At 50.1% G+C, this 23,464-nt stretch carries 25 protein-coding genes and 1 tRNA gene; 8 read left to right on the top strand and 18 right to left on the bottom strand.

Features of this window, described 5'->3' with window-relative positions:
- Positions 1–154: 154 nt before the first annotated feature.
- The 4 genes from QWI17_RS15205 to QWI17_RS15220 form a co-directional block, all read right to left on the bottom strand.
- A complete protein-coding gene (locus tag QWI17_RS15205; RefSeq protein ID WP_302723372.1) occupies positions 155–1,216 on the bottom strand; it encodes an alpha/beta hydrolase in 1,062 nt (353 codons plus the stop codon).
- 73 nt (positions 1,217–1,289) lie between these two features.
- On the bottom strand, positions 1,290–2,525 hold the full coding sequence (locus QWI17_RS15210) for a helix-turn-helix domain-containing protein (RefSeq protein WP_302723373.1): 1,236 nt from the start codon (positions 2,523–2,525) through the stop codon (positions 1,290–1,292).
- A gap of 78 nt (positions 2,526–2,603) precedes the next feature.
- Positions 2,604–3,482 carry an alpha/beta fold hydrolase gene (locus tag QWI17_RS15215; RefSeq protein WP_302723374.1) on the bottom strand — a complete coding sequence of 293 codons (879 nt, stop codon included), beginning with the start codon at positions 3,480–3,482 and terminating at the stop codon, positions 2,604–2,606.
- Between the two features lie 276 nt (positions 3,483–3,758).
- Positions 3,759–4,172, bottom strand: a complete 414-nt coding sequence (locus QWI17_RS15220; RefSeq protein ID WP_302723375.1) for a hypothetical protein — start codon at positions 4,170–4,172, stop codon at positions 3,759–3,761.
- 153 nt (positions 4,173–4,325) lie between these two features.
- Between QWI17_RS15220 and QWI17_RS15225 the strand changes: the two genes are divergently transcribed.
- From QWI17_RS15225 to QWI17_RS15240, 4 genes are all read left to right on the top strand, one after another.
- Positions 4,326–4,907 (top strand): hypothetical protein, encoded by a 582-nt coding sequence (locus QWI17_RS15225; protein ID WP_302723376.1) that lies wholly within the window; start codon positions 4,326–4,328, stop codon positions 4,905–4,907.
- Between the two features lie 8 nt (positions 4,908–4,915).
- Positions 4,916–5,134 (top strand): helix-turn-helix domain-containing protein, encoded by a 219-nt coding sequence (locus tag QWI17_RS15230; RefSeq protein WP_302723377.1) that lies wholly within the window; start codon positions 4,916–4,918, stop codon positions 5,132–5,134.
- A gap of 83 nt (positions 5,135–5,217) precedes the next feature.
- Positions 5,218–6,051 carry a hypothetical protein gene (locus QWI17_RS15235; RefSeq protein WP_302723378.1) on the top strand — a complete coding sequence of 278 codons (834 nt, stop codon included), beginning with the start codon at positions 5,218–5,220 and terminating at the stop codon, positions 6,049–6,051.
- Between the two features lie 29 nt (positions 6,052–6,080).
- Complete coding sequence (locus QWI17_RS15240) at positions 6,081–7,082, top strand: tetratricopeptide repeat protein (protein ID WP_302723379.1); 1,002 nt, start codon at positions 6,081–6,083, stop codon at positions 7,080–7,082.
- Between the two features lie 928 nt (positions 7,083–8,010).
- Here QWI17_RS15240 and QWI17_RS15245 read toward each other — a convergent pair.
- Positions 8,011–8,613 (bottom strand): hypothetical protein, encoded by a 603-nt coding sequence (locus QWI17_RS15245; protein WP_302723380.1) that lies wholly within the window; start codon positions 8,611–8,613, stop codon positions 8,011–8,013.
- Between the two features lie 19 nt (positions 8,614–8,632).
- On the bottom strand, positions 8,633–8,860 hold the full coding sequence (locus QWI17_RS15250; RefSeq protein ID WP_302723381.1) for a helix-turn-helix domain-containing protein: 228 nt from the start codon (positions 8,858–8,860) through the stop codon (positions 8,633–8,635).
- A 139-nt stretch (positions 8,861–8,999) separates the two neighbouring features.
- Between QWI17_RS15250 and QWI17_RS15255 the strand changes: the two genes are divergently transcribed.
- Genes QWI17_RS15255 through QWI17_RS15265 form a run of 3 tightly spaced genes read left to right on the top strand, consistent with a single transcriptional unit; the run spans position 9,000 to position 10,197 of the window.
- Positions 9,000–9,554, top strand: coding sequence for a hypothetical protein (locus QWI17_RS15255; RefSeq protein WP_302723382.1), 555 nt, complete (start codon positions 9,000–9,002; stop codon positions 9,552–9,554).
- Positions 9,555–9,583: 29 nt separating this feature from the next.
- On the top strand, positions 9,584–9,898 hold the full coding sequence (locus tag QWI17_RS15260) for a hypothetical protein (protein ID WP_302723383.1): 315 nt from the start codon (positions 9,584–9,586) through the stop codon (positions 9,896–9,898).
- Positions 9,895–10,197 carry a hypothetical protein gene (locus QWI17_RS15265; RefSeq protein WP_302723384.1) on the top strand — a complete coding sequence of 101 codons (303 nt, stop codon included), beginning with the start codon at positions 9,895–9,897 and terminating at the stop codon, positions 10,195–10,197. Before QWI17_RS15260 ends, QWI17_RS15265 begins: the two co-directional genes overlap by 4 nt.
- 46 nt (positions 10,198–10,243) lie before the next feature.
- On the opposite strand, the gene QWI17_RS15270 is transcribed toward QWI17_RS15265, so the two are convergent.
- The 12 genes from QWI17_RS15270 to rlmE form a co-directional block, all read right to left on the bottom strand.
- Positions 10,244–13,162, bottom strand: a complete 2,919-nt coding sequence (locus QWI17_RS15270; RefSeq protein ID WP_302723385.1) for a DUF927 domain-containing protein — start codon at positions 13,160–13,162, stop codon at positions 10,244–10,246.
- A gap of 69 nt (positions 13,163–13,231) precedes the next feature.
- Positions 13,232–13,618, bottom strand: a complete 387-nt coding sequence (locus QWI17_RS15275; protein WP_302723386.1) for a hypothetical protein — start codon at positions 13,616–13,618, stop codon at positions 13,232–13,234.
- Positions 13,608–13,865, bottom strand: a complete 258-nt coding sequence (locus QWI17_RS15280; RefSeq protein ID WP_302723387.1) for a helix-turn-helix transcriptional regulator — start codon at positions 13,863–13,865, stop codon at positions 13,608–13,610. Before QWI17_RS15280 ends, QWI17_RS15275 begins: the two co-directional genes overlap by 11 nt.
- Before the next feature lie 111 nt (positions 13,866–13,976).
- The gene (locus QWI17_RS15285; protein ID WP_302723388.1) at positions 13,977–14,861 is read right to left on the bottom strand and encodes a DUF6387 family protein; all 885 of its coding nucleotides are present in this window, start codon (positions 14,859–14,861) and stop codon (positions 13,977–13,979) included.
- 291 nt (positions 14,862–15,152) lie between these two features.
- Complete coding sequence (locus QWI17_RS15290; protein ID WP_302723389.1) at positions 15,153–16,400, bottom strand: tyrosine-type recombinase/integrase; 1,248 nt, start codon at positions 16,398–16,400, stop codon at positions 15,153–15,155.
- Positions 16,401–16,561: 161 nt separating this feature from the next.
- Positions 16,562–16,646, bottom strand: a tRNA-Leu gene (locus QWI17_RS15295).
- A gap of 41 nt (positions 16,647–16,687) precedes the next feature.
- Positions 16,688–17,068, bottom strand: coding sequence for a preprotein translocase subunit SecG (gene secG / locus QWI17_RS15300; protein ID WP_302723390.1), 381 nt, complete (start codon positions 17,066–17,068; stop codon positions 16,688–16,690).
- Positions 17,069–17,124: 56 nt separating this feature from the next.
- Positions 17,125–17,904, bottom strand: a complete 780-nt coding sequence (gene tpiA / locus QWI17_RS15305) for a triose-phosphate isomerase (RefSeq protein WP_302723391.1) — start codon at positions 17,902–17,904, stop codon at positions 17,125–17,127.
- A gap of 110 nt (positions 17,905–18,014) precedes the next feature.
- Positions 18,015–19,352 carry a phosphoglucosamine mutase gene (glmM, locus tag QWI17_RS15310; RefSeq protein WP_302723392.1) on the bottom strand — a complete coding sequence of 446 codons (1,338 nt, stop codon included), beginning with the start codon at positions 19,350–19,352 and terminating at the stop codon, positions 18,015–18,017.
- The gene (gene folP / locus QWI17_RS15315; RefSeq protein WP_302723393.1) at positions 19,349–20,227 is read right to left on the bottom strand and encodes a dihydropteroate synthase; all 879 of its coding nucleotides are present in this window, start codon (positions 20,225–20,227) and stop codon (positions 19,349–19,351) included. Before folP ends, glmM begins: the two co-directional genes overlap by 4 nt.
- 71 nt (positions 20,228–20,298) lie before the next feature.
- The gene (gene ftsH, locus QWI17_RS15320; RefSeq protein WP_302723618.1) at positions 20,299–22,224 is read right to left on the bottom strand and encodes an ATP-dependent zinc metalloprotease FtsH; all 1,926 of its coding nucleotides are present in this window, start codon (positions 22,222–22,224) and stop codon (positions 20,299–20,301) included.
- A gap of 173 nt (positions 22,225–22,397) precedes the next feature.
- Positions 22,398–23,018: a 23S rRNA (uridine(2552)-2'-O)-methyltransferase RlmE gene (rlmE, locus tag QWI17_RS15325; RefSeq protein WP_302723394.1), complete on the bottom strand. Its 621-nt coding sequence runs from the start codon at positions 23,016–23,018 to the stop codon at positions 22,398–22,400.
- A gap of 79 nt (positions 23,019–23,097) precedes the next feature.
- Between rlmE and QWI17_RS15330 the strand changes: the two genes are divergently transcribed.
- Positions 23,098–23,400 carry a YhbY family RNA-binding protein gene (locus QWI17_RS15330; protein WP_302723395.1) on the top strand — a complete coding sequence of 101 codons (303 nt, stop codon included), beginning with the start codon at positions 23,098–23,100 and terminating at the stop codon, positions 23,398–23,400.
- The last annotated feature ends 64 nt before the right edge of the window (positions 23,401–23,464 follow it).

The raw sequence follows: 23,464 nt of genomic DNA on the forward strand, positions 1-23,464 counted from the left end.
GAAGGGCGCGGCCAAAACGTCCATCCGCTGTGTTGCACCTCTTGCCAAGGACTATGGCCATTGCCTGCGAAGCGCGCCTTGCCGAGTGAACGTTTTGACTCGCGCAGAGACCACTGGAGACTTGATCAGAGGCTCCCTAAACAATCCCCTTATATTATTGACCGGAAACCAGAAAACGCTTAAAAAACGGCAGCATACGGTCTTCTACTCGCCCGTGCTCTATCCATTTTTCGCTCCACTCCGAGCCCCGATACTCTTCAGAAAAATGCGGAACATCATACTCATCCAACGTGCGTGTGAGCTCACGATTTCCCTTCACATGGCCAAAATTGGGATCCTTCCTACCCCAGTCAAACATTAAGCCCCGCAGCTGCATTAGCGCTGGCACTGACTGCTCAATACGATTGGCCATCATAAAATTGCGGCGAACTTGATCTATGGCCTCAGGATCCTGAACTAACTCCCCGTCCTTTAACTTCACCATAAAATTGGCGAAGAAAGGTGGATTGGCTAGATCTGGGGCGTGAGATTGAGCCATCAGTAGAAAGGCCTGGGTAAAGCCGTCGGTACTGGCCAAGAAATCATAAGAGGTAGCGGTATTTAACTCTAACCAGTTGGGGTAACTGATCAACTCCTCATCGCCCGAAGCCGTTCCTGTTCCCACTGGGTGTAATGCATACACAGATGAAAATACACCGGGGCGCTCCATGGCAACTCGCATGGCACAATAACCCCCGGTAAAGTCACCGGCCAGCCCGCGGGAGTCTTTATCTGGCAGTGTACGATAGCGCTCATCAACCGCAGAGACTAACTCGTCGGCGGTGTAGTCCCACCAATTTCCAACCACAGAATTATTGCCGCAAAAGGTACCCGGGGTGTGAGTTGCCCGGTAGTCGCCCACCACAAAAATAAACTCGTTCGTTTTACCGCGCTCAAGTGCTCGCTGGAATACATCACCAATGTGCTCGACCTCATGCATTTGCCGGGCAGTCCAAGCGTAGTTATGAATATAGTGAATGACCGGGTAACGCTTATCGCTTGCATCATAGCCCGGTGGCAGCCACACCCAAATGACTCTTTCCAGCGCGAGATTCAACTTATTCTCTCGTAGGTAAGTAGACTGCAGAGTAAACGTTTCAACTCTCCAACCCGACTCTGCGCGAGCTCCATTACACAAAGTGCACACTAGAACTAAAACCCAAAATACTGTCCTCATACAACCTCCTAATCACAGAATGAGAACGGTAATCTAAGGTGGCTGACAGCGATAATCGACCAAACCGAACGGATTACACTTGTGGATAGAACAATTCCTGAGGATTTTGTCTGTGTTGGCTGGGCGTTTGCCCTATATAGCGCTTGAATACAGCATTAAAAGAAGATTTAGAATTGAAACCACACTCAAAGGCAATTTCTAGTATGGATAAGGCGTTATCTTGCTGCAAAAGTCGTGATGCATCGGCAACACGGTGGCGATTAATAAAGTGATAAAAGTTACCGTAGTCACTGTCGTTGATCACTTGTGATACATGATGGGGACTCTCTGTCACATGGTCGCATAGTTCGCGCAAACTTAGACCCGGCCGTTTGTACAGTTTATCCATTTCAATGGCGGCATTTAGTTTTTCCCATATAGCGTTTTGCACGTCTGAGGATACCTTCGATTTAGCGTACTTCTCAAGCCCGCCCCCGCCCCGTTCTACCTCTCGACTTGTATCTTGGCTTACCCTTTGCTCGCCATGAATATCTTTCTCAATCGAATGAGGTTCTACGAATAGCTCTCTACGTACATGTTCGGTATTCGATGCCTGCACTACCAGTTGCCGCATGTAGGAAGCTGCTAAAAATCCGACCAGTAACAGCTGCCCACTTACCACCGCCAGGTTAAGCCAGAAATAGGAGCCTTCTAACAAAGCGCAGTACAGCACGCGGACAATGGCGATAATTGCGTTAATACCAACCGCCACCAATAGCATACGCAAAATATTTAGACCGGGATCACTAAGCTCTGATAATAGAATACGGTTTTGCTGCACACGCCGTTCAAGCACACCATAACAGGCGCGTATTACCAACACGGTCTGTACACAAAATACGCCAACCGATAGCAGCATGGTGGTATGAATAAACACAGCATACAACTTGGAAGGCTGAGAGTTTGGGCTCGCGAAGCTATTTCCCCAATATATAGCAGAGGCAAGCGGTAGCAAGAGTAGCAACCCCGCCAGCACCAAACCAATATGCAATGTTTTGCAATCAGCAATTGACGGATTCCCTAAGTTACTGGCCAACAATAGCGCGCAAGGCCCTACCAACAGAGCTCCAACCATAACACCTAACAACCAAAGTCCTTTTAATGGCGTAGAAGGATGATGCATTAACCAATCACACGCCAAAGCGGCACAAAGAACCAGCAAAAAGAAGAGAAAGTAGTGATTTTTCTCAGACGAACGCCATACCAACAGTGCGGTAAAAACGCACAACCCAAAGGCCATCGCGTATATTGATAGTTGGAATATATTCATCTAGTTAAGCCGTATGTCTGCACTAAAGCGCAATATCAATAATGACCTATAGAGTATATCAGCGCCCGTGCGTGTACCCTATAGGTTACCGGCCGACGTTAATATCCAGCGTACTGCCTCTACCACCAGCTGCGGATTATCTCGATGAACATAATGGCCGCATTCCATACACACCTCATGCTTTGAAACACTAGAAAGCTCAGACAGTTGCCGATGCAGATGTTGAGTCAGCTCCTGCCTTTTAATTGCATTAACATCGCCGCGACGCTTATCGTTGCCCGCACTCAAAACGGCAAGTGGCACCGGAGGAAACGTAGTGCTACGTCGCACTTGTTCGAGGGAATGACTCCATGCCTTTATTTCTCCAGCGACAGCACGGGGGTAAATCAGCTCAGCCCACCAAGGCATAGAGCCAGGAGGTTCGCAATGATCCAGCTCTAATGCTTTGCAAGCCGCGGGATATCTTGCGTCATTAGGGTCAATGAGCAATACACCTGCAATATTCTCCGGAAACGTTTTCGCATAAAGCTCCATATACGCCCCCCCCAACGAGTGCCCTACCAATATAAAGGGAGGTTTCACTTTTGCGGCGATCAACAGCTCATTCAACTCAGTGACAATTGTTTTAGCATCGCGGACACTGTTTATACTGTAACTGCCCCTAAAACCAGCTCTGTTGTACGTAAAAATGCCCGATATTGACGACAACTCTGTTAACACTTCTCCCCAATCGTCCATTTCATCAGCCAACCCGACCTCCATTATTAATGTAGGCCCCTCGTGCATTTCGTACCGATACAGGCTCTGGCCATAAGAGGTGCTTATTTCCGATACCTCTCCTACTGTTGAGCAGCCAGACATCAGCAGCAGGACATTTATGCTGACTAGCAAAAATATAGCTGATTTACCACTAACCCCGCCGAACGAGCAAAGCCACTTAATAAATTCAATAATCAAAATCATCCCTCAACTTACGTACGAATTACGAACACACTAGGAACCTAAGCCTCATGCGAGTCCTAAAAGCCCAAGGTTTACGCGCAAAGCCTCAAGATCTTTAGGGTAAAAGATAAACAGAGCTCATAGACACCTGTCATTTTCAAAGGAACACACAATGCAGGCAGATTGTTATCCAGCGACTGTGCGCCAATCCATGCAGCTAAGAACCTTAGCGACCACGAAGAGCAAAAGACATCCTACATACAGCCAACGTTCACCCTATCTTTGCACAATTCACATAGGCGATTTAGCTGGCCGTACCTGCAATGGGACATACTGATTCCATACAAATTTCCAGGGAATAGCAGCGGGTATTAAAATTATGCCCATAAGGCAGGCCACGGCTACCGAGTAGGAGTACTCATCCAAATCACCACTAATGAGCTTCGGTAACGCGAAAAGCAACAACCAAGCCCCTTTCCACACAATTTCAAACAATAAAATGGGAATCAGCTTAAGGGGGTAGGCTACCCCTAACAATGAAAGCAGCATAATAGCGATTAAGAAGGTGCTAACTACCGTATGGGCATCGGCGCTACTACCCACGCTTTCACGAAGCTCTGGCCAAATCGTTAAGGATAAGCCGACAACAATAAATACATACATTGCCCGAAGGACCCAGAGCCTCGATTGAGTTAGATTTTTCATAGCAACCTCCCAAGTTGTTGAATTTATGAGACTTTTAAAACCGTAAAAGCCCAAACTCCATTGTGAAATAACCAACAATCAACGTTAGCTATTCATCATAATAGATACTTTTTTATCGTTTATCGATATTTTTTTATTGAATCAGATAAAATAATGTTTATAGTAACCACATCTGTACAAGTGGAGAACAAACCCGTGGACATACAATTTCACTCTCGCACAACCCAAATCCAGCTGCTCAGCCGACACCTATATCGAGCACTTAGCGCGGTAAGGTTCGTTCTTCATTCCTTTTGGCTATTGATAGCCTATTTCGCTGTTACCCCTGGCGAAGCAACACTGTATTTGGGCGATACGCCCGTTAAAATCGCCGAGGGAGAGTTTCTCGCTAAAGGCTTAATACTTGGACTTTACGCCATTGGGCTTTTTCTGATGCTCAAGATCACCCACCATTTCCGTAACCTGATGTATTACTTTGAAGCCGGAAATATTTTTGAGCGACCCGCAATCGACTCGGTACATCAAGCGCTAAAGGCGGGAATTGCCTTTGCAACCATGTCATTCATTCAGGCAATCATAGGCAGCGTCTATACCTTTAGGGCTCACGCGCTTGTCGATATTTCTTTTACCACTCAAATTCTTGTTGCAATCATCTATTTCGGATTGATGTACACACTGTTGTGGACACTGGAAATTGGACACGACCTTAAAGATGAATCGGAAATGACGATCTAGGGAATTTTATGGCTATCACGGTGAACTTAGACGTCATCTTAGCGCAGCGAAAAATGCGGCTCAACACCTTGGCCGAAAAGGTCAATATCACACCGCAAAACTTGTCCGTACTTAAAACGGGAAAGGCGAAAGCGATTCGTTTTGATACATTGGAAAAAATTTGTCGGGCACTGGACTGCCAGCCTGGTGACTTGCTGGCCTTTGAAAATGATGACGAAGACCTCTGACAGTGCAAGCCATAGACAACAAACTCGCAGGGTGAAGACTCCCAGCTAGCGTACCCACACTATACAAACATAGGTAGGAGACCATGAACTTTTCAACCGTTCGGAACACAACGGCAATACTGGTACTCGCATCACTTGCGATGTCCGCACAAGCTACTCGCTTAGAACTCAACCCCAGCGCTCACGTGGCATTGCATTGGGGAGCCAACTTTATTCTCTATACCCATATTATTGGCGGGGCGCTCGGACTGCTCACGGGCTTAATTGCCAGCTTAGCTAAAAAAGGGGGTACCTTACACAAGCGGGCCGGCAAAGTTTTTATGGTATCCATGTTCGTCTGCTACTTTATAGGCGCAATGGTTGCACCCTTTTTATCCGATGGCCAACGACCTAACTTTGTGGCGGCCGTGCTGGCGCTCTATCTATTGGTCAGCGGTATTCATGCGGCCAAAAGAAAGATCTATACCGCCAGCATTTACAACGCTTTGGGCCTTGTTGTGGCCCTGGGAATTTCCGCGATGGGCTTTCTATTCATGTATATGGGCTCTCAGAGTGAGGCGGGCAGTGTAGACGGCTCGCCCCCCGAAGCTTTTGTTATTTTTGCAATTGTTGGGTTGTTAGCGTTTATTGGTGAGGCCCGGGTTCTTATTATCAGGAAGCTCTCACAAGAAGCTCGGCTGATTAGACACCTGTGGCGTATGTGTTTTTCATTTTTCTTTGCTTCCGGTTCACTTTTTTTCGGACAACCTCAGATTTTTCCGCAGTGGTTCAATGCATCCTTGTTACCCGAGGTACTCGCCATTTTTCCTATACTAATTCTTGTATACGGTGTGCTCAGCGTGTCTTTAAAGGGATTATTAAAAAGGCTGAACTTTAGTCAACGAACCCTGTCCAAAAATTTCACTGACACCTATTAATAACTTAAACTACGCATAAGGAAATCATCGTGCGCTCGCTAATACTAATCATTGCCTTACTACTGACCGCCGTCAGCTTTGCCTCAGTTCCACTTGTGCCAAACGCATCAGACGACCTGGGCGTGCAGTTATTTGAAAAAGCAAAATACGCCCCAGCGGAAGCTCACTTTAATCAGCTACTGGCCGCAGGCGATCATAATATTGAACTGGCCCATGCCTATTTAGCCAAGCTAGCCATCCTCAGAAATGATGGCGATACGGCGCTTGAACATATAGATGCAACACTCGCAATTGCACCTAACCTCGCAGAGGAACTCACACTCGCGGCGGAAGCGAACTGCACAAAAGCCATGCACGCTTCAATATTCAGCGCCCTTAAGTACGGCAAAAAGTGCGGCCGTCTCTATACACAGGCGGCCGAAGAGTTTCCCACCAATATTAAAGCTATAAAACATGCATTTCTGTTTCATATGGAAGCACCCTCAATGGCTGGAGGTTCCGAAAAGTCCGCCCGCAAATATTTGACAAAGCTTAATGCAGTGTCTGAGGAAGACGCGAGAATTGCCAATATCATGATGGCAACAGAAAACGATGGGCAAGAAGCGGGAAAACAACTAGCGGAAAAATACTTTTCCATGGAGTTCAGTAAACCCGAAAACATATACGAATTAGGAATTTTATATCGAGACAATGGAGAATATGCAAAAGCAGTCGAGCTATTCAATCGCCTCACTGAGATGCCAAACACTAACGACAGCTGGCATAAGAAGGATGCCGTATTCCAAATTGGCGAAATTTCAATTACCCAGCTCGATAAACCAATAGAAGGCATTCAACTTATCGAGCAGTACTTAGAAACCAGTAATGATATCTACGACCGCCACTATTTTTGGGCAAGATGGCGGCTTGCCAGAGCCTACCAAGACCAAGGCGACACAGATGGCTACAACACATTAATTGCTGAAATTGAGAGTGAAGACTACTCCTTTAACGAACCATTTACAGAGCAGTTCGAACAAAGAGAACGTTAGTTCTCATAAGTTAGAATTACCATCATTGATGTTGTTGCATTCGGTCAAAGAAAAAGGCCTACGCTTTCGCGTAGGCCTTTCCTATTTATGGTGCCCACTCATGCGCCAGGAGCGGATGAGGATAGCCCCGCAAGGGCTAGTCCAAAGGACCGAGGCGCAAGGAGGCGCCGAGTCCACGCCGGCCCTTGGTCCGGCCTGGGCATATAAAGAAAAAGGCCTACGCTTTCGCGTAGGCCTTTTTCTTTATATGGTGCCAAGGCCTCACTTGATAAATAGCCCACAGCCCAGCAATATCAATACCCCAAAAAATAATAAATATTTTATGCCCCCAATTATGCCCCCAAAACCAATGTGATACCCCTATTACTGGGGGTGACTTTGCCCACTCTTCAGGTGGTGAATTCCCTTTCAATTACTCACGTATAAAAATCTCATTAAGGTGAGGGGTGTCCGGGTAGATACCCCTAAGGTTTTAGGTATACCCCCCCCTATAAAATTTACCTCTCGCGAAAAGTTTATTTAGGGCGCGGTGTCCGCCCGGCACCGCCTAAAGTTTTTACCACCCCCGTAGGGTACGGCAGCCAGGTAAGTCAGGGCAGCACATACCGAACAGCCACAGCCCAGCACGACACCAACCGCAAGCCAACCCTCACACCACAAACAACCCCCAGCATACCAACAAAAATAACGCGGCAATCCTTACACCTGACTGCCACCCTACTCTACCAAGTCTAGCCGCTCGTGGCGCGGCTTAATGGAGTCAATAAGGGGACGGGAGCCAGACACAGGAAAAAGTAACGTTACTTACGTTACACCCGTTACAACAATTATTAATTTCTTAATATTCAATAGCTTGTGGATACGAAAGCGTGTAACGGGTACGAAATAGCTACCCGTTACCTACGTTACTTCCACTGCCAAGCAATTATCATTCTGTGCCCGGCTGAAGCTTATACATAATTAGATCTTCCCATTTCGATATCGCCGCCGAAATCGTCCGAATGCGATCCTCTAGCAACTTCTGCTTTTGCAGAGCACTATTCTTTATATCACCACGGGTGCTTTCAATATCCCTCTCAAGACTATCAACCTCTCTATAGAGTTGACCACATAATGCAATTGCCATCTCAAAAGAATTTTTCATTTCAGCCTGCTTTATTTGCTCATTTAGAGCTCGCTCTGTGGCCTGCTGTATTTCCAAGCCTCGCTTCATTTCTTCCCTTGTTAGCTTCAATTCTTCGCGAGATTGCCTTAGTGCATCGTCAGCCTGAGCAAGCGCCTTGTCAGTTTGCCGAATCGTAGTGGTCAATAACAGGATAGTAATCAACCCTAATACCGGATTGACTACACCCCCAACGAAATCACCAAACGTGCCCCAAACATTGGGGTCATCGCTCACACCATAACGCTCCCACCCCCAGAAATAACCAGCATAAATCACAATGATTGCCAGGTAAGCACTCAATGCCCATTTAAAATAGTTTGGCTTTTTGGCCAGCTCCTCAGATTCACTTTTCCCTTCTTCAGACAAAATAAAACCTCCTTCTTAATTATTCAGGCTTAACCGTTACCCCGTGCTCACCTTCAAAAGTTACACGCCCGGTATTTAACAAGGCGTCTCTCACCGCCTGCAAATTCTCGATACGCACGGAGGGCAGACCATCCGCCCGGTCTATTTTATTAACCGTGGACAACCCCACGCCGCTCTTATCTGACAAGTCTTTAGCGTTCCAGCGCAACCCGGCGCGGGCCATTCTTACTTGTATTCCGGTAACCATGCCACCCCCAACAACAAATAGATTTATTAAAAAGGTAACAAATAACCGATCAAAAGCAACAAATATTATTGACAATCCAACAAATTAAACTATTATTAGTAATAAGTTAACAATATTTATTACCTTTGGAGCGGCAACAATGACTAAGAGCGAATACTTAAACGAGCTGAAAGCCCACGATTGGACATACGAATACGCCAGCGGCCAAAGCTATTACAAAGGCCGTGACAATGCCCAGCGCCTAAAAGCCATTGCAGATACTGCCCCCGAGCTGGCCGCACTCTATAGCGCCTATAGTGCTTTTGTGTGGTCAGGCAGCGATGAGCCCACCGTTACCGAGTCAACCCGCACCAACGCCACCGCCCGCGCCGTTATGGTTGACGCATGGGACACAGCCCGCCGCGCCGCCAAGCGCTACGGACACCCCGCTAAAGACTTTATTGCTCAAGCTTTGCGCCAAGCATGGGCCAAAGTGAAGGCAGCCAGGTTAACCAGCTACTCGAGCAACCGCCGCGCCAGTGTGGTGTACACGGTGTGCATAGATGAACGCCTAAACCGCAACACCAAGTTACGTGACCAATTAGCCGTGGAGGCTTACTTTAGCGACTACAGCGCCGCACAAGCCGCCCGCGCATTACTTGCACAGGCGTTTACAAAACCCTTTATTAAAACTGAAAGCACCTGCTTCGCTTAAGCCGAGCACCACCAAAAGGAACCACCCCTATGAAACAACAAACACAAACACCCGAGGAATTATTATCACCACCACAAGAAATCGCGCAGCACTTCACACCCGATAGCGTAGCCAGTGCCCGAGGCTTTGTTATCGAGCGATTAACCGCCGTGACTGCACTACTGGAAGACGCTTTAATACTTGAGGCAGATGCACAAACAGAGCAAGGAGAAAGGCCCGTTTACCTCAATTTATCCACCCGTACCTATATCGGTATGGCCTCAGTCTTACGCGGACTTACCGATCAGCTGAACCACTTGGAACGCGCAACAATCAACCATCACTCGCAGGAGCCAAGCCAATGAAGAGCAGCACAGAATACCGAGCCGATACACACGATAAATACACGCCTTACCCTGAAGGCTATATGACAATAAGAGCCAGCGATTGCGAACTAAACAAAAGTGACGCTATCAATTACACGCTACTAAGGGCCCAGGGCCTTATTGAATTATTAGAACTGGCCTATGTGAATTGGGATTCAAACAAGGAAATAGAAAACGCTGTACATACGCCATCACCTGAAGTGTTAATGGCGTGTCTTCAAAATCTAAAGGGTCAGCTTCACCAGCTGGAAATACTCACCAATAGCAGCGGCATTTAAGCCAGGTAAGTGACCACAAAAAGGCGGGTTCATAACCCGCTAATTTCTAGAAGCTGGAATCTACCCCAGCCGCTTTATTTTCCACCTCTGGCGCTTCGCTTTCATCGTCACACATCAACATCGAGTTGCGCACCTTATACACCCGTACACGCTTTTTACCGTGGTTTGGCAACGGTGAAGGAACGGTAAACTCGCCTTTTCTTAGCGCAGTGTCCGACAGGATAAGCGCCCCACGATCACGTAACAGGCGAGCGATACGCTTATAATCCCAACCTTTGCACACACTCCGACGGAAGTGCTCAGGATAGATATAAAAAACCACATCGGAGGTGTCACCCTCTAGCGGGTCGCTGTCTACCTCTTCGCGCCGATAACCCCACGCTTCAGCAGTAGTAGGCACATGGCTATCAATAACCAGCTTGCCTTCATCGTCTGGCGAATCCCAGCGCTTAAAGCGGCTTTCACTGTATTTGCTCAAGTTTTCGCGCACATGCTCCAGCATTTGCTTATCTTCTAGGTTACCTTCACCGCCCCGCGCCTCAATCCACGATTGAAAACACGCATCAGCGGCCCGCATAGCTTCGCCCTTTTGCCAGCCGGTTAACCCTTTAGACGTGGCCAGCTCACCAGCCACCCCCACCAATGCAAACTTACTTGCAGCCCGTGTTACCTGCCCGCCTGCATTCGCGGTAAGGTGAATCTTTTTAAAGTTCGCCACCTTTTCAATTAAACGCTCACAAAACACCGCCCGCTTATCACCTGACACCGCGCTTAATAACGCCTCCAGGAATTCCGGGAAGGCCGTGCCGTGGTATTTGTTCATTGCTTCGCGTAAGTGCTCAGACAAAGCCGCACCGCCTTCAAATTCGTGTGCTGTATTAAAAACACCGTATTTTTTGCGGTCTGTTTCGGATTCCTGAAAGGTAGAGCGCAAGCCAATAAAGCGCATTTCCATGCCGCCGGTTTGCGCCTTGCCGCTTTCCATTAAGTATTGTTCTAGGGTCTTTTCGCCGTTACTTAAAAACGTAAGCCGCCAACGGTGCTGATTATTGCCAGCCTGCCCGCGATCATTCGCCCGGTGTTTGCCTTGCCCATTCCCCAGCATATACACCACATCACCAATTATGCGCGGGTCAACTTGGTTAATTTCATCTAGTGCCAGCAACAAATCAGAGTGCGCCGCCGCTTGCGCCTCAAGGGCATTGTCTGTGCTACGCCAGGTGCACTTATAATCGTCGGGTTTACCGTAGACAGAACAAGCCACATTTAACAGTGTGGACTTACCCCAGGACGAATCACCATAAAAGTGAAAGCCCATAGTCTCATAACCCAACAGCTCCACCAGTGGCGAAGAAAACGCCGCCGATACGGCAAACACTGCAAGCGGGTTACCCGCGCAATACTTCGCCACGTTATCGCGCCATTGCTCCAATGTGCCAGCCGGCGATAGCTTGCAAAGTGGCTCACCTTCCGAGTAATACATAACCGGGTCTTTGCTCTCACCTATGGTGCGCTCAGGCAATACAAAAACGCCTTTATGCCAACCCATTTTGTAAGCCAAGGCCACCCGGTTTTTAATATCACCGCCCTGTAAATACTCCAATAGTTTTCGCTTGGCTTCACGGTGGCTATCAATATCAAGGCCGCGATCAAACAAGCCGCGCACCACTTCCGCTCCGCCCTCTGTGGCGAATAAGCGCATGGGAATGTTCCAGTGCTTTTCTACCCCGTCATAGTCGCAAAACCGCACCAGCTTACCCCAGTTGCGCCCGGTTCCGTGACCATCACGCGACAACGCCAACACATCAAGCCGGGCACAAATACGCCGCTTTTTTTCGGCTTTGGCATCGAAAAAGTACACGCCGCCATCGTCTACCGTATAGCCAAAAGGCGCGGCATTATCTGAAAGCTCAGGAGCGGCCCCAGTTTGCAGCTCTGGCGTGTTTGGGGCACTGGGGGTGCTGTCACCCCCACCCGCAACCAACAAACGATTATCAGCAATCAGGGCGCTCAGTTGCTCAGCGGTATAGCCCAGCTCTAGCGCGTCCGCCGCGTCTGCCTTCTCTGGCCATTCCGGGCCAAAGTTCGCCAGGTCAACCACGGCAAAGCCAACCACGCCCGCCGCCGTTAATGTTGCCTGTAATGTGCCAACACTCGCGGCCCCTGCTTCATCGTTATCAGGCCAGAACCACACCACACGCCCTGCAAGCGGCTTAAAATCCGTTTTCCTTATGGCTTTACTGCCACCGCTCCACGTCATACAAAGCCGATCAGGGAACAACAGGCGGGCGGCATCGGCGGCCTTTTCACCTTCCACCAGCACTACAGGGGCGGACGCATCAAACCGGCCCAATAATTCCAGCCCATAAAGCGGGCGATTGTCTGGCAGCTGGAGCCAATGCCACTTGGTATAGCCGTTTTTCTTGCCATAGTTTGCGGGCCTGTATTCCTTTTTTCGCTCACCATCGGTGCCGGTACGATCAAACCGCGCCACACGCATCAACAAGCCCCCGGACTCGCTGAAATAATCCCAGTAGCGTGAAGCCGTCCCCAGCTGGTAATGCTTTACCGGGCAACTTTTAGCAGCTTTTGCCGGTGGCGGATACACGGGCTCAAAAGCCGGTTTTTTCGGTTTTCGCTTCGCTGGTGGGGGTGCGGTGGTGTCGCTGGCATCCATACCAAGGAACGCGGCCAAACGCTTGCACGCTTCGCCCTGCTCTATTCGCTCCAGGTACGCCACCAAGGCGATTAAATCGCCGCCGCTATCGTCGGTGGCAAAGTCAGACCATACCCCCGTATTCAGGTTAATGCTGAAGCTCCCAGCACTACCATCGGCGCGGGTCGGGTTAATCGCTACCCATTCATGCCCCTGCCTTTTACCGTCCTGTGCCCAGTGACTACACACTGATTCCGCACTATTCAGGGCAGCATCAGCCACCACTTTAAAATTAAGCTTATTACTCACCATAAAACCCTTTTATCTCGATCACCCCGGCCCCGGTGAATACTCACAGGGCGCGAAATACACGCCTAATCACTTAACCGGCTGAATTAGGTTTAATCGCCGGACATTACGCCCGTCCATATTGTGTTCGCGTTGCTCAGGCCCGCTAACATTTAAACCAATAAGCTTATTCAGGCGGGCGCAATAACTGGCCCAAGCTTTGGCGCTTGCCGTAGGTAGACAACCATCGTCGTATAGGTAAATTTTGGAAGTGTCAGCACTGGCCTTGTGCGAAATAGTGCGAGCCAAACGCGGTGTAATTCGCACGGTTAAAAGCACGGGGTATTGCTGGTAATTCACAAAGTCATCAACGATAAAGCCCAGCGGCTTATAGTTGCGATTCAGCACGGCATAACGCCCACACTCTTGCAACTCAAGGCAGTAAGGCAGCACAACACAGCGGATATCAAAGGGCATTGTTAGACACCCCCCGCCCACCATTGGCCAGGCTTTTATCAATTAAGGTTTGAGCGAAGGCGTCAAGATCAGAGGAGCGCCAAAGAGTAACGCCGGGGGTCGGACGAATAGGGGCGGGCGCAAAGCCATCTTGTACCCATTTCCACCAGGTCGAGCGGGACACGCCAAAACGAGCACGGGCACTTTCGACACGGTGGAAGGTTTCGCCGCTGGGGGTGGTTGTTGCGGTATGGTCTGTATCGGTCATGGTTGAACCTCTTAGGAGCGTTGTTAACAGAACGTCACCAAAGGCTACCGATCACACCGTAGTAAATCGTTACAAAAAAAAGGCAGAAATAATTGCCGGCAAAAAATACGGTTATTTTTTTGACTTTCTGGCTTTCTTGAAATCGTGCTTAGCCCACGAGATTAGATTCTCAATAAATACCGGGTTATCAAACTTACTGATAAAATCTCTCTTAACCGTTCTCCGAAAACGGTCAGCGGGGGTTGTGTCAACGGGAGCGTCCCCGAGCAAATAATTGCCAAATGTGGTGTCCCTAACCATTACACCTTGAACGCCCGCCCAAGCCTTTATATGAAAGTACTCGATTACTCGGTAGTCTATAATTTTTGAGTAATCAATCTCTTTAAATTCTCTAAACCCAAATTTAACCCCCCTGTCTCTAAGCGCATCACGATATAACGGTAAAATTTTTTCCAACGCCTGAAGTATTTCTGCGTTGGTGGCCTCAAGATCAACAGAGAAGTGCGCTTCACTAGCCGAAAAAACCTGATTCGCAAGTAGCGCAAAATCAGCAGGGTAAAAGGAGTAGTCAGGCAGTTCCGGCACCTCTGCGCCTTCAACCCCATCATAGACAGCCGTCGCATCGATTAAAGACAAAGGCGCAACGGCAGTAGAAATACGCCGATCGCTCCAAGAAGGGGTAAACTCGTAATCGTAAGTCCCGGCAACATCAACACCAAGGCCAGCCCCCATTAGGCGCTTATAGAAATTTGGTCCAATAGCCTTTAAATCCTCTATCTCTTCGCGACCAATAGAGTCATATACTATTAGCTCACGTTCCCTATCACTCATCTGCTCAGGACAATTGACCAGCCGTGATAAAGCAAACGAAACAGCCAGGCACAGCAATGTTTCACTCTTTGAAAAGCTGGCCAGTTGTCGCCGATATTTGCTTAGGTCGCACCACTCCAAATCCTTAATATCTGCATAGGGCAACTGCCCCTTTTTATCTGCCATACCGTACCCCTACGGCACCCGGTAAAAGGTTACCAAGGCAGTGCGCCGGGTGTGCGCATTTTCAGGAGCTACCCTAGCCTTGGCAAATCGTAAATGGGCATTTTTATTGCAAATACGTCTCATTGCACCGAAAAAGCCCGCTTTTGTAACGGGTGGTAACGGGTAATTGAGGGCACCCCGTTACCTGAAAGTAACAATTTAACCCGTTGTATTTAAAACACTTTTTATTTCTTGTAACGGGTGTAACGGGTGTAACGTGGAAAAACACCTAGCCCGGTACTTTAGCCCCTATTAATTAGCCTTGCGAAAGTCAGCCGTAACCACTGAAGGGGTCAATATTTCCGCCTTCAGGGTATCCAGGTAATCAGCCCAGCTTTGCATCATGGCTTTACGCTCGGGCAAGTATTTGGTGCGGTTGTATGCCCTGCCGTTGGCATCCTTTACCGCGTGGGCTAATTGTTGCTCGATGTAATCAACACGAAAGCCCAGCACCTCATCAAGTAAGGTGCGAGCGGTAGCCCTGAAGCCGTGCGGCGTTACCTTGTCTTTGTCATAACCAAGGGTGCGCAAAGCTATCAAAACGCCAGCCTCTGACAACGGACGCCCACCACGGCGAGCACTGGGGAATACATAGCGGCCTGAGCCAGTAAGTGGCTGTATTGCCTTCAGGAGCTCCAGTGCTTGAGAAGGTAACGGGACAATGTGCGGCTGGCGCATCTTCATTTTATCGGCAGGAATTTCCCAGCGCTCTTGCTCCCAATCTATCTCTGACCATTCCATATGGCGAAGTTCGCCAGGTCTTTGAAACAGCATAGGGGTAAGCTTTAGGGCGGTAGCAACCTCCATTGTGCCGGGGTAAGCGTCAATGGCGACAAGCAAGGGGGCAAGCTCTTTAGGGTCAGTGATTGCCGCCCGGTGTGTCGCTTTCATTGCCACCAAAGCACCCTTTAAATCTTGCGACACATCACGATCAGCCCGACCAGTAGCAACGGCATAGCGCAACACCTGCCCAGCTACTCGCTTAGCTCTGTGGGCGGTTTCGTGTAGCCCGTCCGACTCAATACGGCGCAAGGCAGACAGTAAGGAGGCGGGTTTTAACTCAAGTACAGGAGTGCCCCCAATGTGGGGGCATAATTTCTTATCGAGTATCCATTGCAGTTTTTCCACCGTGACCGGCGCGGCCCCTTCCGCTTTGCGCTTGTCGATATATTCGGCACCAATGGCGGCAAAGGTATTTGCAACGGCGGCTTGTCGCTGGAGCTTGGCTTGCTTTTTAGCTTCTCCGGGGTCTTTGCCTTCCTCTAACATCTCTTTGGCTTCGCGGGTTTTCTCGCGGGCTTTGGCTAAAGTGACTTTAGGGTAAACACCAAGGGCTAAGGACTTCTCTTTTCCACCATAGCGGTACTTAAGCCGCCAATACCTTGAACCTTTGGGGGTGACCTCCAGGTACATACCGGCACCATCGAACAACTTATAGGCTTTGTCTTTTGCTTTTGCCTGCCTTACCGCCGCTTCACTGAGCTTATTGATACTGGCCATTTTGAGAAATGCCCCCACCGCTGAGAATATACCCCCAATTATGCCCCGCTTAATGCGGGATACAATGGGGGCACATAGGACGGTTATGGATAGGCCAGACACAAAAAAGCCCCGGCTGGCGGGGCTTTCAAGACGATATAGGATAATATCGGTTTTCAGATTGGTGCCCAAGGCCGGACTTGAACCGGCACGGCTTGCGCCACTACCCCCTCAAGATAGCGTGTCTACCAATTCCACCACTTGGGCAAAGGGGAGATGCATTCAGCATCAAATTCTTTTCAGAAACCTTACTCTGCGGGTACCGCTGGTACGTCGCTGCCGTTTTCTTCTGCGCCTACGCTTGGTACGTCTGAATCAGATTGCTCTGCTGCAGGTACGTCGCTCATCGCGGGTGCGGAGTCTATCATGGCTGGAATGCCCACGTCAGTTATATTCGCGCTGTTTTTTGCAATTATAGCTAAACCAAAACTGGTGCAAAAAAACACAAACGCAAAAATTGCTGTGGTCCGGGTAAAGAAGTTACCGCTGCCCTCGCTGCCAAAAACGGTTTGTGAGGCACCGGCACCAAAAGAGGCACCGGCCGATGCGCCTTTACCTTGCTGCATTAGAATCAACGCGATGATCGCAAGTGCGGTCAGCATGTGAACAATTAAAACTATCTTTTCCATCTCTCTGCTCTCTAGTTTGAGCTGCTTACTGTAAGCGACTTTTACTGTAGGTTTATTTAGCCCTTGTGGCTCGCTTGCTCTGCGCAACGACAAATGGCCAGAAATTCTTTGGCATCCAATGATGCGCCGCCAAGCAAGGCACCATCGATATCCTCCAGCGCAAACAGTTCCGCTGCGTTATGAACCTTCACACTACCACCGTATAAGAGGGTAAGTTGAGACCCTAAATCACCAAATAATTGGCGAATATGCTTGTGAACTTGCTCAGCTTCTTGAGGCGTGGCACTTTTACCAGTACCCACTGCCCAAATTGGCTCATATGCGACCACTGCGTTGGCAAACGCGCCGATACCTGCCTTTTCTATAACGACTGACAATTGCGCCGTTATGGCATCCAGAGCGTGACCAGCCTCGCGTGCTTCTTCCGATTCCCCAACGCATAAAATGGGTATCAAACCCTCTCGCTGCGCCGCGAGAAATTGCTCAGCGACATACTGGTCAGATTCGCCACGCAAACGCCGCCGCTCATTGTGCCCTACGATGACATAGGCGGCATCGAAATCCGACAACATTCTGGCCGACACCTCACCGGTAAAGGCACCAGTCGCATTGGGGTTAATACTCTGCCCGCCCCAAACAATACCACTACCTTGTAGTGTATCTGCCACCTGTGGGAGATACACAAAGGGTGGACATATAGCCACATCCACCTGCGTTAACGGAACCCAACTATGCATTACTTCTGCCAGTAAATGGGTATTTTCTTGCTTGGACCCATTCATTTTCCAGTTGCCAACGACCATTTGTCGGCGCCGGATGCCGGGCTCGAAAGCCATAGCCTACCCTCCGTTAAGCGGCCGCCAATGTTAGCCGAACAGGCCTTAAGTTACAACGGCCGAAACACTGAAAAACCCTCAGATTAGGCGAAAAACACCGCCAAATACCCTTAACTGAGGGCAACTTCCACTACGCTGGCTAATTCCTGAGCGAGCACCTTAACCTGCGCCCGGTCTTCCCCTTCAACCATTACCCGCACCACAGGTTCGGTACCCGACGGTCGCAGTAGCACCCGCCCGCGACCGGCCAGCTGGTTTTCCGTATCTGCGATTGCGGCCTGAATGGTCTGATCTTCGGCCAAATCAATATTTTTGACCCGGTGGACGTTTATCATGGTTTGCGGCAACTTGATCATGCCTTGCTTAGCACTGTGCAGGCTCTTCTCCATAGTGCTAATAGCAAGTAATACCTGCAATGCTGAAATTATGCCGTCGCCGGTGGTGGTGACATTACTACAGACAATATGCCCGGAAGACTCGCCTCCCAGTGCCCAGCCGTTGTTGCGCATGGCCTCAATCACGTAACGATCACCGACCTTGGCACGCTCGAAGGGGACCCCCAGCGCTTTGAGGCCCAACTCAAAACCAAAATTACTCATTAAGGTGCCAACGACCCCACTGCAACCGCCAGCGTATTCTTTCTGGTAGGCCGCAATGATATAAAGCAACTCGTCGCCATCGACAATCTCACCCTTGTGATCAACGAAAGTTACCCGATCGCCGTCGCCGTCAAAGGCAATACCAAGGTCTGCCCCCATTTCCATGACTTTCTCTTTCAACGCTTCGGGGCTGGTAGAACCACAACTGCGGTTAATATTAGTACCATTGGGTTCGGTTGCAAACGGAATGACTTTCGCCCCTAACTCGGAGAAAACCGAGGGGGCAATATGGTAGGTGGCGCCGTGAGCGCAATCCACCACAATTTGTAAACCACTTAAATTCATACCCCAGGGCATGGTGCCTTTGCAAAACTCAATATAGCGGCCGGCCGCATCGGAGATTCGTCGCGCCTTACCAAGACGATCCGAGGTAAGCATGGGTTGCTCCAACTGAGCCTCAATGGCCAGCTCAATATCGTCCGGCAGCTTGGTACCCTGAGCGCTGAAAAACTTTATACCGTTATCGTAATAGGAGTTGTGTGATGCGCTGATGACGATGCCCGCCTGAGCCTGAAACGTTCGGGTCAGATAAGCGATCCCAGGCGTTGGCATCGGCCCCAGCAACCCAACATCTACGCCCGCGTTAATTAAACCCGCCTGCAGGGCGGACTCAAACATATAACCTGAAATTCGGGTATCTTTACCAATTAAAATCAGCCCGGGGCCGTCGTAGCGATCAACCAGAACACGCCCCGCCGCCCAGCCTAGTTTGAGCATAAAGTCTGGGGTTATGGGCATTTCACCCACGCGACCGCGAATACCGTCGGTACCAAAATACTGTCGGGTCATTGTTTATTTTTCTCCATTTTTAATGCCTGATGCACCGCCAATACATCGCAAGTAGCCTGTACATCATGCACTCGAATAATGTGTGATCCACGCACTGCAGCTTCCAGGGCCAAAGCCAACGAGCCCGGCAACCGTTCACTCAAATCACGTCCCAGCAATTGGCCCAACATCGACTTGCGTGACATGCCCACCAGTATGGGACAACCAAAAACGTGAAATTGCTCCAGCTCACGCAGCAACGTGAGGTTGTGCTCAAGCGACTTACCAAAACCAAAACCCGGGTCGAGTACGATTTTGTGCGATTCGATTCCCGCGGTTTCACAAGCACGTAAGCGCTCATCAAAAAACACACTCACCTCGTGGACAACATTATCGTAGGTGGGGGCATCCTGCATATTGCCTGGCTCGCCACGCATATGCATTAAGCAGACAGGCAAGCCTGAGGCAGCGGCGGCCTGCAGCGCGCCCTCTTTTCGCAGCGCACGAACATCATTAATAAGAGCGGCGCCTACCGCAGCAGATTCACGTATTACGGCCGCGGTACTGGTGTCCACCGAAACCGGCACATCCAGTTTTCTGACGATTGCCTCAACCACAGGTACAACCCGGTCGAGCTCCTGCTGCTCACCGACAGGTGTTGCTCCCGGACGGGTCGATTCGCCCCCCACATCGACAATCGCAGCGCCACTCGCCAACATAGCTTCCGCGCGCCTTAACGCTAAATCTAGATTGAGCGTGTCACTTTGGTAGCAATTACCGCCGTCGGAAAACGAATCGGGCGTGGTATTGAGGATTCCCATAACGCGAGGCTGCGCTAAGTCGAGACTGTAGTGCGCCGCCTGAAAAGAACCTCTGAAGGGGTTAGGTCTACTCATGTATCGTTTGCATTTGCGACTAAAAAAATAACCCCGCCGCAGCGGGGTTATCATTTAATAAAGCCAGCCGATTAATGATCTTCAGCGGGCCCACCGATGGGGCCGGTTTTACCGTCTTTTGGCTCTTGGGGGGTTTCATCATCGCTGACACCACCGCCACCGATATGATTATTGAAATCACCATCGTGCCAATCGCGCGGTGGGCGCACCTTACGTCGAGACATCAAATCGTCGACCTGTTCTGAGTCAATGGTTTCATACTCAACCAAAGCATCTTTCATGGCTTCTAAAATATCGCGATTCTCGTGCAATAACTCTTCGGCTCGCTTGTAACAGCGATCGACGATTTCGCGCACTTCCTCATCAATAATTTTAGATGTTGCACCGGAGTAATTAGGTGAGCCGGTGCCCGGCATCATACCCTCGTCCTCGCCGTAGTGCAGCGGGCCCAACTTTTCCGACAAGCCCCACTTGGTCACCATATTTCGCGACAAATCTGTAGCCCGCTCGATATCATTCGAGGCGCCGGTGGTTATACCTTCATCTCCCAAAGTCATCTGCTCGGCGATGCGACCGCCAAACAAGGTACAGATCTGCGATTCAATGGCGCGACGACTCAAACTGTATTTGTCCGACTCAGGCAAAAACTGTGTAACACCCAGCGCGCGACCACGCGGAATAATAGTGACCTTGTGAATCGGATCGTGCTCAGGCACCAAACGTCCCACAATGGCGTGGCCGGCCTCGTGATAGGCGGTGTTTTCTTTCTCTTGCTCGCTCATCACCATGGAGCGACGCTCAGCGCCCATCATAATTTTATCGCGCGCCTTTTCAAACTCTTCCATGGACACCAAGCGCTTGTTGGCTCGCGCCGCAAACAGAGCGGCCTCGTTCACGAGATTGGCCAAATCAGCACCCGAGAAACCCGGGGTACCGCGAGCGATCACGGATGCCTCCACTGATTCAGAAATCGGCACCTTGCGCATATGCACTTTCAGCACCTGCTCGCGACCGCGAATGTCAGGCAGCCCGACTACCACCTGTCGGTCAAAACGACCCGGGCGTAACAATGCTTTATCCAGCACATCGGGACGGTTGGTCGCGGCAATCACAATCACGCCTTCGTTGCCTTCAAAACCATCCATTTCTACCAGTAACTGGTTGAGGGTTTGCTCGCGTTCATCGTGACCACCGCCATGACCGCCACCGCGGTGACGACCCACAGCATCGATTTCATCGATAAAAATAATGCACGGCGACTGCTTTTTGGCCTGCTCGAACATGTCACGTACACGTGACGCACCGACGCCGACAAACATTTCGACAAAGTCAGAACCGGAGATTGAGAAGAAAGGTACCTTCGCTTCACCGGCAATGGCCTTGGCGAGCAAAGTCTTACCGGTACCCGGTGGGCCAGACATTAATACACCGCGCGGGATCTGCCCGCCCAGGCGCTGAAACTTAGAGGGGTCACGCAGGTATTCCACCAGCTCCTGCACTTCTTCTTTGGCTTCGTCCACACCCGCCACATCGGCAAAAGTGGTTTTGATTTGATCTTCACCCAGCAGGCGCGCCTTGGATTTGCCAAAGCTCATAGGGCCACCACGACCGCCTCCGCCGCCACCTTGCATTTGGCGCATAAAAAACAGAAATACGGCAATGATGATGAGAATCGGGAAACTGGCGACCAGAAGTTGGTGCCATAGGCTTGGCTCTTCGCGCGGCAACACGGTAATTTCAACATCGTGTCGGCGCAAATCTGGCATGAGCTCCTCATCGCGAATCAGCGGCAAGTTGGTGGTAAAACGGCTGTTATCAGCCATGACACCGCGGACCTGCATCTCCTGAATAGTGACTTCGCGTACGCGGTCCTGCTCTACGGCGGTGACAAACTCAGAGTAGGTCACAGCATTGGACTGCGTAGGTTGATTAAAGCCCTGAAATACACTGAACAGTACCGCAGCGATAATCAGCCACAAAATCAGGTTTTTGGTCATATCGTTCAAGGTTGAACCCTCTTTACATCAACTTTGGGCTCCAAGTGAGCCCTTGGGGAGACCCCCCGGCGAAATTCAGCTCGCCAATTGTATGAGTATAGCCGTCTATCATACCGTTTGGATCATAACGGCGTCATAAAAACCTAGGCTTTACCCTTTATAACCTTCGCCTTTTAGCCTTTAAAACCCTTCGCAACAATATACACTTCACGCGAACGAGCCCTTGAGGCGTCGGGCTTGCGGGTGACAACCTTGCCAAATGCACTGCGCACTTCGGCCAACCAGGGCTCAAAACCTTCGCCCTGAAACACCTTGGCGACAAAGTTACCGCCAGGCTTAAGGATTTGGCTCGCCATATCCAGCGCCAACTCCACCAAATACATAGCTTTGGGCTGATCTACAGCCCCTACACCACTCATATTGGGGGCCATATCGGATATTACAAGGTCTACCGGCGATCCGTCGATCGCCGCCATCAGGGTATCGAAAACCTCGTTTTCAGTAAAATCCCCCTGAATAAACTCAACACCGGCAATGCTATCCATCATCAGAATATCGGACGCTAGCACCTTGCCGTGATCGCCCACCCGGTTCGCTGCCACCTGCGACCAACCGCCCGGCGCTGCGCCTAAATCCACAACGGTCATGCCGGGCCTAAATAGCTTGTCCTTTTTGTCCAGCTCGACCAGCTTGTAGCTGGCGCGGGAGCGATAGCCATCCTTCTGCGACTGTTTGACGTATTGATCGGAGAAATGTTCCTCCAACCATCTTTTGCTGCTTTTGGACCGGGCCATAAAACCCGCCTCCTTCAGAATGGGTTACAATACACACCCGCCACAAGCGGACGTTGTCATTGAATGTAAAGGTACCCTTATGCCTCTGAGCGCCGATAAACGCAAACAGTTCCGTACCCTGGGACACAACCTAAAACCGATTGTTACCATTGCCGGCAATGGCCTGACAGAGGGAGTCTTGAACGAACTGAATCGCGCACTGGACGACCACGAGCTGATAAAGGTCAAATTGGCACTGCTGGAGCGCGAAGATCGCCAGGAAGTGGTAGAAGTACTGAAATCCCTACCCAACACCGAGCTGGTGCAAACCATCGGCAAAGTTGCCCTACTCTACCGCAAAGCCGCCAAACCGAATCCTAAACTGTCTAATTTGATGCGCTAGTAGCGGTAAACGGCTAACGGAAGATGGGAAACGACTGCGTTCCCCGCTCCCCGTAGGCCGTTAC

It is taken from the genome of Gilvimarinus gilvus, assembly GCF_030518155.1.
In the GTDB taxonomy this organism is placed as follows: Bacteria; Pseudomonadota; Gammaproteobacteria; order Pseudomonadales; family Cellvibrionaceae; genus Gilvimarinus; species Gilvimarinus gilvus.

Excerpts from the sequence above, each read along its gene's own strand:
- QWI17_RS15205 (WP_302723372.1), bottom strand. The coding sequence starts at position 1,216 with ATGAGGACAGTATTTTGGGTTTTAGTTCTAGTGTGCACTTTGTGTAAT.
- QWI17_RS15210 (WP_302723373.1), bottom strand. The coding sequence starts at position 2,525 with ATGAATATATTCCAACTATCAATATACGCGATGGCCTTTGGGTTGTGC.
- QWI17_RS15220 (WP_302723375.1), bottom strand. The coding sequence starts at position 4,172 with ATGAAAAATCTAACTCAATCGAGGCTCTGGGTCCTTCGGGCAATGTAT.
- QWI17_RS15225 (WP_302723376.1), top strand. The coding sequence starts at position 4,326 with ATGTTTATAGTAACCACATCTGTACAAGTGGAGAACAAACCCGTGGAC.
- QWI17_RS15230 (WP_302723377.1), top strand. The coding sequence starts at position 4,916 with ATGGCTATCACGGTGAACTTAGACGTCATCTTAGCGCAGCGAAAAATG.
- QWI17_RS15235 (WP_302723378.1), top strand. The coding sequence starts at position 5,218 with ATGAACTTTTCAACCGTTCGGAACACAACGGCAATACTGGTACTCGCA.
- QWI17_RS15250 (WP_302723381.1), bottom strand. The coding sequence starts at position 8,860 with ATGGTTACCGGAATACAAGTAAGAATGGCCCGCGCCGGGTTGCGCTGG.
- QWI17_RS15255 (WP_302723382.1), top strand. The coding sequence starts at position 9,000 with ATGACTAAGAGCGAATACTTAAACGAGCTGAAAGCCCACGATTGGACA.
- QWI17_RS15260 (WP_302723383.1), top strand. The coding sequence starts at position 9,584 with ATGAAACAACAAACACAAACACCCGAGGAATTATTATCACCACCACAA.
- QWI17_RS15265 (WP_302723384.1), top strand. The coding sequence starts at position 9,895 with ATGAAGAGCAGCACAGAATACCGAGCCGATACACACGATAAATACACG.
- QWI17_RS15275 (WP_302723386.1), bottom strand. The coding sequence starts at position 13,618 with ATGCCCTTTGATATCCGCTGTGTTGTGCTGCCTTACTGCCTTGAGTTG.
- QWI17_RS15280 (WP_302723387.1), bottom strand. The coding sequence starts at position 13,865 with ATGACCGATACAGACCATACCGCAACAACCACCCCCAGCGGCGAAACC.
- QWI17_RS15285 (WP_302723388.1), bottom strand. The coding sequence starts at position 14,861 with ATGGCAGATAAAAAGGGGCAGTTGCCCTATGCAGATATTAAGGATTTG.
- QWI17_RS15290 (WP_302723389.1), bottom strand. The coding sequence starts at position 16,400 with ATGGCCAGTATCAATAAGCTCAGTGAAGCGGCGGTAAGGCAGGCAAAA.
- secG (WP_302723390.1), bottom strand. The coding sequence starts at position 17,068 with ATGGAAAAGATAGTTTTAATTGTTCACATGCTGACCGCACTTGCGATC.
- tpiA (WP_302723391.1), bottom strand. The coding sequence starts at position 17,904 with ATGGCTTTCGAGCCCGGCATCCGGCGCCGACAAATGGTCGTTGGCAAC.
- glmM (WP_302723392.1), bottom strand. The coding sequence starts at position 19,352 with ATGACCCGACAGTATTTTGGTACCGACGGTATTCGCGGTCGCGTGGGT.
- folP (WP_302723393.1), bottom strand. The coding sequence starts at position 20,227 with ATGAGTAGACCTAACCCCTTCAGAGGTTCTTTTCAGGCGGCGCACTAC.
- ftsH (WP_302723618.1), bottom strand. The coding sequence starts at position 22,224 with ATGACCAAAAACCTGATTTTGTGGCTGATTATCGCTGCGGTACTGTTC.
- rlmE (WP_302723394.1), bottom strand. The coding sequence starts at position 23,018 with ATGGCCCGGTCCAAAAGCAGCAAAAGATGGTTGGAGGAACATTTCTCC.
- QWI17_RS15330 (WP_302723395.1), top strand. The coding sequence starts at position 23,098 with ATGCCTCTGAGCGCCGATAAACGCAAACAGTTCCGTACCCTGGGACAC.